Origin of the sequence: Cyclobacterium sp. 1_MG-2023, assembly GCF_030546805.1 — a bacterium.
In the GTDB taxonomy this organism is placed as follows: Bacteria; Bacteroidota; Bacteroidia; order Cytophagales; family Cyclobacteriaceae; genus Cyclobacterium.
Genome location: NZ_JAUOPC010000008.1, coordinates 159,176 through 171,501, shown reverse-complemented (window position 1 = coordinate 171,501; position 12,326 = coordinate 159,176). Strand labels below are relative to the sequence as shown.

The following is a 12,326-nucleotide window of genomic DNA, read 5'->3' as shown; positions in this document are numbered from 1 at the left end:
GGGCTAGTGGTATTTGTCAAAATATTCTTGTAGAGTCATTTTATGAGGTTCAAATTTTTCTGTTAGGATCTCCATCTTTTGAATTCTATCCGGTCGAAAAAATCGGAATTCATCGCGCAAACGACACCAGGCAACCAAATACCAATTTTCAGAATTTAATATTGCAAATGGCTCTATTATTCTTTCGGTCACCATTTTTTCCTTGTTGACATACGCTATCCTTACAAGGTTAAAATTGGTCAATGCGTATTGTAAATCCGATAAATTGTCACTATTCCTTTCTTGGCTTAGCACTTGTTGGTACTGAGTCCTGCCTGTAAGTAAGTTAGTTTTGTCTTTGACGGTGTACTTAAGGATTGATTTAATTTTCTCAATGGCTTCCCCGTAATCTTTTACAAAAGATGCATCCTTACTCTTTAGCACGAGTTGTTCCGCAAGTATCAAAGCATTTGCTTGTTTTTCGGTAAACATTACGGGTGGGATTTTGTAACCCTCCATTAGAGAATAACCTTTCCCTTCTTCTGTTAAAACAGGTACGCCGGATTGCTCCAATGCTTTTATGTCCCTGTAAATCGTTCTTTTACTTACATCAAATTTATTTGCCAATTCCGAAGCGGTCACCACTCGTTTTGTCTGCAATTGAATCAGGATCGCAGTTAACCTTGATAGTCTGTTTGTTTCGGAATAATCCATTTGAATGGCAATATTGATTTTTGTAAATGGAGTTTAAAATTAAGGTTTCGGAATCCTTCTACTCAAGGCAATGATGTTTCCTCTTCGTGGATAAGCCGATTAAGGTCAGCGCTTGTTTTTTAATGGTCATCTAAGATAGGGATTTTAGTAGTCATTTGCCTAAAATTTTCAAATGGAAACATTTCTATTGGAATGGATAAAAGGCCACTTCCCCTAGTGCTTAAGAATATCCATCATTGATTTATTTTAAGTTTTTGTTGAACAGCAGTTAAGACCTTTAGTATTTCTCCCCTTGTGAAGCTATTTGGGATGGTTTTAAGTTGTTAAAGCAACACCTTAGGCTCGAAAATTAAGCTTTATGTTTAAATTCCCTATATAGTAGGGTTGTAAAACGATATGAAGCATATCTTTGATAATTTTCATCTGAGGTGTTTTTTTGGCTAGCTTTTATAAATTAAATATCCCACTTTATACCTGTTTCCTTTTCTGAAAGTTCCCACAGTCTTTTAGCGACAGCCTTGTCCTTGGCATGAGGCTTAAGTTCATGCGGACCTACAGGTCCTACCCAATTGCTTCTGCCCGTGGGACCATAAAATGCGGTTTGGTCTAAATCAGGCTCTGTGGCGCACATCAATTCTGGATAGGCTCCATTTTCAGCAGGTTGTGTCAAAGGCGATAACTTCATAAGACCAAAAATAATTTTCATCATAAAACTTCCACTTGTTGCGATTAATGATGTTCTGGAAGAGCCGGGATGGCATGCATAAGCTTTTACATCCGTTTTACCGGCTTTTGCCAACCTGTCTTGTAGTTCGTAAATGGTCATGATTTGGGCCAATTTGCTTTGGCTATAGGCATCATTGGCTGTATAATCCTTGTCCCAGTTCAAATCATCAAACTTGATGGTTTTGATACCCATGTCGTAGCCCAGACTACCTACGGTAACAATACGCCCTTTTGATTTTTCAATCATAGGGAAGAGTAAAGCTTGCAAGGTGAAATGGCCAAAGTAATTCACGCCCATCTGGCTTTCCCAGCCATCTTTTGTGAGTTGTTGTTGGGGTACTTGTGCAATGGCACCATTGCACATTAATGCATCTATGCGGTCTACTTTTTCCAAAACTTCGGTAGCGGCTCTTTTTACTGATGCCTGTTCTCCCAAGTCCATGGGAATGTTGCTAACATCAATCGTACCTCCAAGGTTTTCTTTCAATGTAGCGATGGTAGCTTTTGCTTTTTGTGGGTTCCTGTTAAGCATCACTACCTTTGCGCCTTTAGAAAGTAGAATGCGTGCTGCTTCAAAACCAGTACCGCTTGTAGTACCGGTGATTACGAAAGTCTTGCCTGTTAAGTCTTTTATCCTATCGGGCGTCCACCCCTTTTTGCCAAATTGATTTGTTGTGCTCATCTCTGTTTTAGTTTGTTGATACAAAGATGAGTGTAGCAAGGCCTTGAAAACGTATACACTATTTCGAAAGGTGTATACTTTTTGGTTTTCTTCCTTTAAACAAGGCAATTTTGGAAAAAAACAGGAGTTTTCAGCGTAATTTATTGTCATTAATTTATAGAAGGAGAGGAAGTAATCCTTGCTAAAACAAAACCTTTTAAGTCGCTTTAGTTGGTAGCATTCTTAATAAATACACCCATCAAATTTAATTTCATTGTTGCGATCATTTCTTAACCCAAGTCAATGAAATTAAATTCTTGTAGGTACAATTTTGCGCTATCAATTAAACAACAAAATATGAAAGCGATAAAATGTTTAAAGTACGGAGGGTCTGAAAATTTAGTACTCGTACATACTGAGAAGCCTTCTCCAAAGCACAATGAAGTGCTTATAAAAATTCAAGCCACTTCAGTTACCGCAAGTGATGTTTTGATTCGCAGATTGAATGAGCCAGTAATAACAAGATTAATTCTTCAACTCATATTTGGTTTTGGAAAGCCAAGAAATCCCATTTTCGGAATGGTGTCTTCCGGAATAGTAGTGGGCAAAGGAAAAGGTGTTTCCTCATTCAATTTAGGAGATGAAGTTTTTGCCTATGGTTCAATCTCCCCTACAAAACGCCGTTTTGGCTCATATGCAGAATACATCTGCCTACCGGAAGATTGGAATATTGCCCTTAAACCTACCGGTATTAGTCATACTGAGGCGGCTGCTATCCCTTATGGGGGATTACTTGCTTCACATTTACTTAACAAAACCTCCATTAATAAAGGAGATAAAGTATTGATTTATGGAGCTTCAGGGAGTATAGGGACCATGGCAATACAATTGGCGAAAGATGCGGGTGCAGAGGTCACAAGTGTTTGCAGCAGCAAAAATTTTGACTTGGTCAAGTCCTTGGGGAGTGATGAGATGATTGATTATACTTCCGAAAATGCTATAGATCAATTAGAAACCTATAAATATGTAATAGATGCAGTAGGGAACTCTAAATCGTCCATTCTTAAAGAAAAATGCAAAAAGATGGTTATGCCAACCGGGAAATATATATCAATTGATCAAGGTGTGCCATTAACTCCCAAAAGTGCTTTTTTTAATTTAAAAAATCTTGTAGAAAAAGGGAAGGTAAAGGCTGTGATTGATCGTATTTATCCATTGGAAAAGATGTCTGAAGCTCACGATTATGTTGAGAATGGCCACAAAAAAGGCAATGTGATAATTACTGTTTAATTATTCTGAAGGGGATGAGGAGATACGTTTTCTGATACGGCTTAAAGATTCGGGTTTTATCCCAATATAGCTGGCAAGATGATATTGAGGAATTCGCTGTACTAGTCCGGGTTTTGATTTTAATAATTTACGATAACGCTGCTCGGGAGAATCTGTGTAATAAGATGTCAAGGCTTCTTTTTGTTCAGCAAAAACGGCCTCCATTATGGTTCTTGATATTGTTTCGAATCTTGGAAATTCTTTAAAAAGTTCTTGAGCTTGTTGTTCATTGCCCACCACAACTGTAGTATCTTCAATACAAACCCAATTGTGCGTCGCGGGTTTATTTGTAGATAAACTACTTAGCGAAATAGCCCATTGTTCTTCAAAAAAGAAATTCGTAGTCTTCTCCTCTCCATCAGATAAGATAAATTCTCTTATACAGCCTTCAAGTACAAAGTAGGTGTTTTCAGAAATTTGTCCTTCCTTCAATAAATATTCTCCCTTTGCAATTGCTTTCGTTTGCATGCTTTTAGCTATTGCGGCTGATTCTTCCTTTGAAAGAGAGGATATTTTGGAGAAGTAATTGATGAATTTTTCGTGCATTATAGCCTGCTTAAAATATCCTATAGTGTTATGCGCATATCCCGGAAGGTATGCTATAATCACCAGGAGGGTATCCTGAGAGGTGAATATAGGTTAAAAAGTTGACCGCTCCAAGGAAGAGGTTTGCCCTAAAGCTTGCCGCAAAGAAATTCTCTTGGCGAAGTTTTAACCTATAAACGAAAACCATAAATTGAAGTCAATGGATTAAAAAATGCTAGGACAAGTGCAGCCCACCAAGTAAAGCGCAAACTTCTGGCTTTATGAATTGAAGATAGGGGCGAATCCAATGTGGGTGTGACAACCCTGCTTGAAAAGTCAAGCAGGGCCGTCGAAAAAAAACACCAATTGGAAAACCTTGGTTTAGAACTCCTCTTTTTTAAAATGGAGCATAAGTATCTTTGGGCGCATTTGGTACAGTCCATCGCTGTAGAGGGCTGATGTTTTCTATTGTCTCAACTTTAGTAGCAGAATGATTAAGGTCGCCATAGCTACTTGCCCCGGCTCTTGGTATTTGCATGCGGTCTCCGTATAGCCACACCACTAAATTGTTTCGCTGTCCACTGGTAATAGGATGGGTTGCGTGCGGAACACTGCCACTGTGAATGATTGCTTTACCCGGTTCAAAAACAGTTTGTATCGTTTTGCCTGTGGTCTTGTCATGGAAATCAACTTGCGAACCGGTGAATTTTTCTTCAGGTAAGTTAATATTGATATTCAAGGTAGCCGCTGAAGCATCCGTGTGTGCATGCAAATCCTTGTCTTTATCCGGGTTGTACTGAATGGAAAAACCAAATGTTTGATTATCGTAGCCATATGTCCCCAATAGTAAACGGGCAATCGGACGCATATAGCGATCCATCATAGCATTGTAAAATGCTTGAAAATTTGGAGCGGCAAGATGTCCTTCTGAGCGTGGGTCAAGCATAATTCCGTACCGATTCAATTGGATGCCATAGGGAGCACGCCTGGGAATTTGTGAATTGGCTACAGCTTCCAAGTATTGACGAAAATCAGCTAAGCGGTCTACATCAAAAAATTGTGCAACATAAACTCCCGGAATAATTTCTTCCCACAAATCAGCAACAGCTTGTTCTTTTTTCGGATCTTCCCATGCTTCATTGACAGCTTTTCGCAAGCGAGGATCAAGTAGGGATTCATCAGGAATTAATAAATTGTTTTTATTTTCGATTTCCCATGCTGCCCATGCATCTTCAAGCATTTCCCGGTGGTTATTCCAAAAAAGAGAAACAGATGCTTCACGTTTTAGGGCTGCTTTACGAGGAGGTAAGCTAAGGGCACGGGCTTGTTCAAGTGCATTATTATTTGTCATTTTTTTAATATTTTGCTTGTTTCAGAAATCAATTGATCGATTTTTTCCTCATTGTAGGCGTCATTATGTGCATGAGAAAAAGATCCGATATCATTGTCAAAGTATTTGCCATTACTATCAGCATATTGGTCAGAAATAGCCAACTCGTATAGTATATTAGCTCCTTTATCTGCTGAGGACCAATGCTGACCATACGCTTCCAGGGCCATTTTGGTATTTAATAAGGATCCGGGATTAACAGCTATGGTTACTATTTCGGGATTTGCTTTCGCTAGAGCAAAGCTCCACATGGTTAAGGCTAATTTACTTTGGGCATAAGCTGCATTACTTGAAATTTGTACCTTTCCTGCCAAAGCATCCATTGAAACTGTGGATTGTGCGGCCGAACTTAAATTGATAATTCTCGGGGAATTACTGTTTTTAAGTAGCGACAATAATCCCTTGGTCAATAGATAAGGCGCTAAATAATTGACTGCAAATCGTATATCTAAATTGTCTTGATTCTGTTCGATCCGGCTTATTAAGACCCCTGCATTATTGATCAACACATCAATGGTATTAAATTCACTTGATATAGCGACAACCATCTTCTCAATACTGGGAAAGTCAGATAAATCGGATACAAAACCGCTAATTTTAGCATTCCCTGTTTGGTCTTTAATTGCTAAAATGGTGTCTGCTAATTTTTCAGAATCTCTTCCGTGGAGGAGCATTTGATGACCTTGTTTAGCCAATTTTAATGCTGTCAACTTACCAACTCCATCTGTACTTCCCGTGATTAATATTGTTCTCATCTTTAATCCATTTTAATGCTTCCATTTGTTCTGATATAAAGCAGTACCTCATTATTTTCATTTGCAAGGGTATGAATGGCTTTGCTTGTAGCACTAAAAGAACTTCCGGCATCTAACACTTTTGTTTCGTGATTTTTTGGGAGAGTATAATTCAACTCCCCTTGAATGACAACCGCATGTAAAACTGTTCCATCTGTTTTTATGCTTCCATTATAACCTTTTGGAAGTTTTAGAAACAGTCCTTTAGACCCATTGGCCTCCCATAAAAAGCTTATTTTAGCTTTACTAGTGGCATTCATCCAATTGCTTTTTTTACTGTCTAACCAAACTATGTTGGAAACATCTATATTGATTGGTCGCTCTCCATTATCATAGGCTTCCTCAATGGGTTGAACCAGGTAAGGCCCTTTGTCTATCTCTACTAGAGCTATATTTTCTTCCCCTTTTGCAGAAGTTATATGTGATTCTCCTTTGGGTTGGGTCCAGAAACTGCCGGGTTTCATCCACATATTTGCAGCATTCGGGTCATCATTGTGAATGCTTCCTTTGATCACCACAGCTCTATAGGTTGCATTGTGAATATGTGGTGGAGAGGAAAATCCATCAGTAAATTTTGCAAGAAATCCGGTAGGTACCTCTCCTTTCCTATCCCCCCAAATCGTACCTGCCTGAGGACTTTGGTCGCCTCTTGCTGGATTTAATTTTTCCCATTTAACTTCAGAGCTCAACAGCACTTTATTTGTTGGGTGTTCGATCTCTTCCGAACCAATGTTCTCTTTTTCGCTTTTGGTCTGACTTTCATTTTGACAAGAGACTAATGTCAAAGTCGAAAGGATTAACCACAGGTATGCCTTTTTAATATCCATGATGTTTTTTTAATTTTCTACAACCACTTTTCCAATTGCTTTTCCGCTTTCCAATCTCGAATAAGCTTCTCCTACATTTTCTAAAGAAAACTCTTGTTCATCTAGTAGTGGTTTTAAATTTCCAGCTTCAACAATTTTGGTAATGTTACGTAAAATTTCTCCGTGTTTCTCCCTATTAAAGTTGTGAAGCATAGGGATTAACATAAATACAACGTGTAGGGATAGACCTTTAAAATGTACCGGATTTAAATCTAACTCTAACAGTGAAACGGTTGTGGAGACCTGACCATTTAAGGCTGCAGCTTCAAATGAGTTTAATAAATTTTTTCCACCTACCGTATCAAAAACTATGTCAAAACCAGATCCCTCAGTATGCTTTTTTGTGTAGGTTTCAACATCTTCTTTCATAAAATCGATAAATGTTGCTCCAAAACTATTGACCACTTCATTTTGAATTTCTCCTGTTCCGGTTGAAAAAACATTTGCTCCAAAATATTTAGCCAGTTGTACTGCCAAGTGCCCAACGCCTCCGGCCCCACCGTGTACCAATACATTGAGACCGCTTTTTATTCCGGCTCTGGTTAATCCTTCATAAGCTGTAATTCCCACCAAGGGTAGGGCAGCTGCTTCTCGCATGGTAAGATTTTTAGGTTTGTGTGCGATTAATTGGCTATCAGCAGCAATGTAATCTGCTAAAGTCCCTTGTAAATCTGCCAATCCACCAGCACATCCATAAACTTCATCTCCAATTGAAAATTCAGTAATTCCTTCACCGACTTTTTCAATTGTCCCAGCGAAATCCATTCCCAATATGGCAGGATTTTCAGGCGAGAAAGGCAAATCTTTTCCCATATTTCGAATCATCGTATCTACTGTATTAATACTTGATGCGGAAATTTTCACCAATACTTCCCCATTCTTTACTATTGGCTTTTCTACTTCTTTAGGTGCAAACTTTGCGTTTTCACCATATTCTTTGAGAATCATTGCTTTCATAACTTGTTGATATTTAAATACTATAATAATTATAGTTGCAAACTTAAGTATAGTAATGAGCATTTGCAATAACGGTCAAAAAGGATAGTCTAAAAATTATGGTAAAAAAAGGGTGATAATTCATAGTTTCACTGGTAAGGAGAACCTATTCGAAGAAAGTTTAACGTTGGGGATAATTGGAGGGAATTGTGAAACGGTGAGTTTTTTCATTTATAGCATGAAAAATTAAGGTCTAACGAATGTAAAAAATGGATGCCTATGATTTCTGTAGGGATATTATATTGTATTATCTCAGGAGAAGAATGGTATAATGAAAAAAACGATTTCAACCCACTGGATTTCAGTATGTAATTAGATATGTTGGGTTAAAAATGTGTTACTACTTTGCCTTTAAAAATTGCTTAATATATAAGCTCGTAATCTCGTAAATGCTAAAAAATTGCTGGATAGTTTTGATGGTTATCTCACTTCCAAAGTACAAATGGCAGTGTTATTATTGATGAAACCAGCCTAGATATCAGGATGGTGAATGATTGTAATTCCTTGCTTGAGTTCCAAATTTGAATTTCCTTCCTCCATTCCCTTCTACAAGAGCTAAAACCTTGCTTATTTATGGAGTAAGAAAGTGAAGGGCTACCGAACCTATATTTCCGGCAGCCCTTAAGAATTTAATACTGTTTTTCTCTGCATTGTTTGTATTAGAGGAAGGAGGCTGTAATTTTTTCTACCAGCTTGGTTCCATCAGGATCAGCCTCTGTTTTCAATTGGCAAAAATCTTCTGCCCATTGTGAAGTCCGCACACGAAGTGGAGGATTTTCATTTTGTGCGACATTCAAAACTACCTGTGCTACCTCAGGGCCTGTTTGATAAACTTGCTCAGCACCTTCCTTTGCACGTTGCTGATTGCCGGCCATGTATTTTTCAAAAATGGGAAGGTATTCGCCAGTGGCGAACTGCCCATCTACAGCAGTTTTACCAATGGCTGAGGTCATAAACTCAGTAGAAATTCCTCCCGGCTCTACGTTCGAAATTTTTATGTTGAAAGCAGGAGAGACATAAGTTGCCAAGCCTTCTGCAAAACCTTCAATGGCGAACTTTGCTGCGCAATACAACTCGTTAAATGGCTGTCCTACGAGTCCTCCTACAGAAGTAATGTTGATGATTTGTCCGGATTTCTGTTGGCGCATATAAGGCAATACAGCCTGCGTGCAAAAAACAGTCCCCAGATAGTTTACATCCGTTACCCAACGGATTTCTTCTTCAGTAGCCTGCTCGGTAGTTTTGGCAAAACCTGCCCCGGTATTATTGATCAGCAGATCAATTTGGCCATCCTTGGCCACAACAGTTTCTACGGCTTTTTTTATAGACCGGGTATCAGTAACGTCCAATTCCAAAATTTCGATATCCAGATTTTCAGCGGTAATTCTCTCCTGGAGTGCATCCGCTTTACTAAGGTTGCGCATGGTGGCATACACTTTGAAATTTTGCTTAGCAAAAAGGATAGCACTCTCAAATCCCACTCCTGTGGAAGTTCCTGTTATAATTACGTTTCTCTTCATTTCGATTATTTTTTATAAGCTTCATTCGATTTCCGCGAAGGCAGAAGCTTGTTTAGATTTTGATGGTACAAATATCAAAAGGCGGTAAAAAGAAATACTTGCCATTTGGCAAGAAAAACCGGGGTAAGAAAAATGTTAATGAGAAGTGATGGCTTTTCTTATCCTACTTAAAGAAAAGGGTGTAATTCCCAAATAGGAAGCAATGTGGTTTAAGGCAGCTCTTTGAGCAATCTTGGGATAGGAGTTTAAGAAATTTAAATAAGCGCTTTGTGCATCAATGTTGATGAGGCTTCGCTGAAAATTAGTTTTCCGGAGCAGCACTTCATTTATGATTTTTTGCACAGTAACCTCCCAATTGTCTATCTCTTTGCAAAAAAGGCTCCAAGCCTCCCGGTTAATGATGATTACCTCACAATCAGTTTCAGCCTGTATGCTGCCGGCACTTGGTGAAAATTCAAAAAAACTGGTGATGTTTCCCACAAATTCATTTTCAGCCATAAAATGGGCAGTAATTTCCTGCCCTTCAGCATCGTAAAAAAAGTAGCGAAAAATACCTGTGCTAATGAAACCAACTTCATTGCTCCTTTTTCCACTCTGCACAAAATATGATTTGGCTTTATAGCTGACTTGTTTTGTGTTGGCCTCCAATAGTGCTTTTTCGGCTGGGGATAGTGGCTTGTATTGATTTAAAAATTCGGCTAATGTCATTGCATTGGATTGGTTTTATATTTCCCCGAGTGCTTGGTAGGCTATTGCTTGTACAAGAGGTTTGCACTTGCCATGTGGATTTGGAATCGAAGTTACCAAAATATTACTAAGGGTGAAAGTCTCTTTAAGGTAAGTTGAGGAAGCTATTAAGTAGCCGTACCTCTAAAGGAGTCCAAAGGGAGTTTGGCATATTGAGCGGGGATTTTATGTGGCACCAAATCGGGTAAAGTATACCCTTCCTCTGATTTCTCCCGATTCTCTAAAAAATGGTATGTACCTGAGCTGAACCATCCGGATCAGCTCGGCATACTATGTGGTTTTTTAGCCTTTCTCATTCAGTTGTTTCTCTAATTGCTCTGTTTTCTCTTTGTATTTATGCATAGCTTTTTTCAACTGTTCTACTTTTTTTATCAATAGATCATCTTGTAAGGTTTCATAGATGACGGATTCACCTGTTTCCTTTATTTTGGCTTTACTGCCGCAAGTGGGACATATGGCTACTTTACTCATTATATTTTTTATTTAGGTGGTCAATAACTCCTGATTGAAATACAGTTTTTAAAGCTCTTTCAGGTTTGTTTTCGTAACCAACGATGATGGAGCTGTGTACAATCATTTTGTCAAAATCAAAAACTATGGTTAAATAGTCTTTTTTGCCTGTTTCATGCCAGTTTACCAAGTATAAATTATCACCAATTTTACGCGAACGATAAGGTATGTCTGCATTTCCTCTTCCTTTTCCCGGCCCCACAATCCATTCGTATTTAGCTTTACCCTTATCAAACTCCATATGAATTGCTTTTCCATCTTGGTACTGGTAATTGAGAGAATACCCGTCTAAAAAGTGTTCTGCTTCTCCAAAATGGAATTTATGGTTTTCTGTTTGTCCTTGGGCGCAACTTAGTCCTAGACCGAATACTGCCAAATAGATAAATGTGAATAGTTTAGTTTTCATTTTGATTGAATTTAAAGTGTTGATTAAATCCGAATGATGTAATAGCATTTTCTGAATTTTCTCATGGAGTGCTGTAATCACAAGAAAATCAGTCTGTTTGCGGATTCTATCATAGCATTGCTATGGTGAAATTTAAAACTGCAACGAAATGGCTGATTTTGAAGTGAGTTCGGCACCCAATAGATTGTCTATTACCTATTCGGGTTAAAAGTTAAATTTTCCGTTACTGTTTTTTCTTTCAGATTCGGGTAAAATGGTTTCAATGGTGTCCCAGTGTTCGGCGATTTTCCCCTTTTCTATTCTAAACAAATCATAGAATGATGTTGGTTTTCCGGCAAAGGTTCCTTCGGTAACAGAAAGCACAAAGTTCCCTTCTCCTAAAAGGACATGGCTCTTGTCAAAAACCATTGTAATGCCTTGTTTTGCCATCTCTTCAATTGCTTTACCAAAGCCTGATAGACCATCTCCAATCATGGAATTGTGTTGGATGTAATTGTCTCCATCAAAATAATTGGGCAATTTGTCATACGCACCTCCGATTAAAACCGTATTCACAAAATCCTTAATCAAGGCTTTGTTTTCTTCAGTTTTGTCTAAATCTGTAATTTTTGTGGCTCCATCTGTTTGTGAATGATTACTTGGGTTATTAGGAGCCAGGTCTGAAAAATTATCCCAATGTTCTATAATCTGTCCATTTTCAAACTTAAAGATGTCAAAGCCTATTTTTGGGCCGAAAAAATCATATTCAGTATGGGTAATGGCATAATCGCCATCTTGAAAAGTTCGTACCACATTTGCCTTAAACCCTCCTTGCGGTGCATGTTGCAATACCGCTCCAAAGCCTTCCAGCCCATCTGCTACCGAAAGGTTGTGTTGTTTGTAATTGGTTGGATTAATATAAGCAATGGTCGACTGATCGCCGGTCTCTAAGCTTGTAATTAAAGCAGCAGCTTTTTCTTTGTTTGTCAATTCTATTTTGCTTTCCATTTTCTCTACATTTTTAGAATTGTTCTCTTTGTTTTGCGCATAGCAAACGATCATTATAAGAGCGATTGCAACGGTTGCTATAATATGTTTCATTTTCTTTGTTGTTTAATGAGGATACAAAGATGAAGCAACTACAGCAGGTAGAAAAGATGAAAACGGATGTTGAAATGGTTAAA

At 38.3% G+C, this 12,326-nt stretch carries 13 protein-coding genes; 1 reads left to right on the top strand and 12 read right to left on the bottom strand.

The genetic code is table 11. The annotated features are described in order from the left end of the window. Positions 1-3: 3 nt before the first annotated feature. Positions 4-693: a YafY family protein gene (locus tag Q4534_RS14290; protein WP_303613831.1), complete on the bottom strand. Its 690-nt coding sequence runs from the start codon at positions 691-693 to the stop codon at positions 4-6. A gap of 454 nt (positions 694-1,147) precedes the next feature. After that, the gene (locus Q4534_RS14285; protein ID WP_303613830.1) at positions 1,148-2,101 is read right to left on the bottom strand and encodes an SDR family oxidoreductase; all 954 of its coding nucleotides are present in this window, start codon (positions 2,099-2,101) and stop codon (positions 1,148-1,150) included. A 336-nt stretch (positions 2,102-2,437) separates the two neighbouring features. On the opposite strand from Q4534_RS14285, the gene Q4534_RS14280 reads away from it, so the two are divergent. After that, entirely contained in the window at positions 2,438-3,370 is a 933-nt protein-coding gene (locus tag Q4534_RS14280; protein ID WP_303613829.1) for an NAD(P)-dependent alcohol dehydrogenase, read from the top strand. Here the strand turns inward: Q4534_RS14280 and Q4534_RS14275 are convergent, their stop codons facing one another. The 10 genes from Q4534_RS14275 to Q4534_RS14230 all read right to left on the bottom strand — a co-directional run bounded on the left by Q4534_RS14275 (position 3,371) and on the right by Q4534_RS14230 (position 12,243). Further along, positions 3,371-3,955: a Crp/Fnr family transcriptional regulator gene (locus Q4534_RS14275; RefSeq protein ID WP_303613828.1), complete on the bottom strand. Its 585-nt coding sequence runs from the start codon at positions 3,953-3,955 to the stop codon at positions 3,371-3,373. Between the two features lie 376 nt (positions 3,956-4,331). Further along, positions 4,332-5,285 carry a hypothetical protein gene (locus Q4534_RS14270; RefSeq protein WP_303613827.1) on the bottom strand — a complete coding sequence of 318 codons (954 nt, stop codon included), beginning with the start codon at positions 5,283-5,285 and terminating at the stop codon, positions 4,332-4,334. Then, positions 5,282-6,079: an SDR family NAD(P)-dependent oxidoreductase gene (locus Q4534_RS14265; RefSeq protein ID WP_303613826.1), complete on the bottom strand. Its 798-nt coding sequence runs from the start codon at positions 6,077-6,079 to the stop codon at positions 5,282-5,284. Before Q4534_RS14265 ends, Q4534_RS14270 begins: the two co-directional genes overlap by 4 nt. A gap of 2 nt (positions 6,080-6,081) precedes the next feature. Further along, on the bottom strand, positions 6,082-6,945 hold the full coding sequence (locus Q4534_RS14260; protein ID WP_303613825.1) for a DUF4437 domain-containing protein: 864 nt from the start codon (positions 6,943-6,945) through the stop codon (positions 6,082-6,084). A 9-nt stretch (positions 6,946-6,954) separates the two neighbouring features. Continuing rightward, positions 6,955-7,941, bottom strand: a complete 987-nt coding sequence (locus tag Q4534_RS14255) for a zinc-dependent alcohol dehydrogenase family protein (RefSeq protein WP_303613824.1) — start codon at positions 7,939-7,941, stop codon at positions 6,955-6,957. 698 nt (positions 7,942-8,639) lie between these two features. After that, positions 8,640-9,500 carry an SDR family oxidoreductase gene (locus tag Q4534_RS14250; protein WP_303613823.1) on the bottom strand — a complete coding sequence of 287 codons (861 nt, stop codon included), beginning with the start codon at positions 9,498-9,500 and terminating at the stop codon, positions 8,640-8,642. Between the two features lie 135 nt (positions 9,501-9,635). Then, entirely contained in the window at positions 9,636-10,208 is a 573-nt protein-coding gene (locus Q4534_RS14245) for a Crp/Fnr family transcriptional regulator (RefSeq protein WP_303613822.1), read from the bottom strand. 321 nt (positions 10,209-10,529) lie between these two features. Then, the gene (locus Q4534_RS14240) at positions 10,530-10,718 is read right to left on the bottom strand and encodes a hypothetical protein (protein ID WP_303613821.1); all 189 of its coding nucleotides are present in this window, start codon (positions 10,716-10,718) and stop codon (positions 10,530-10,532) included. After that, entirely contained in the window at positions 10,711-11,163 is a 453-nt protein-coding gene (locus Q4534_RS14235) for a MoaF-related domain-containing protein (protein ID WP_303613820.1), read from the bottom strand. Before Q4534_RS14235 ends, Q4534_RS14240 begins: the two co-directional genes overlap by 8 nt. 204 nt (positions 11,164-11,367) lie before the next feature. After that, positions 11,368-12,243 carry a hypothetical protein gene (locus Q4534_RS14230; RefSeq protein ID WP_303613819.1) on the bottom strand — a complete coding sequence of 292 codons (876 nt, stop codon included), beginning with the start codon at positions 12,241-12,243 and terminating at the stop codon, positions 11,368-11,370. Positions 12,244-12,326: the final 83 nt, after the last annotated feature.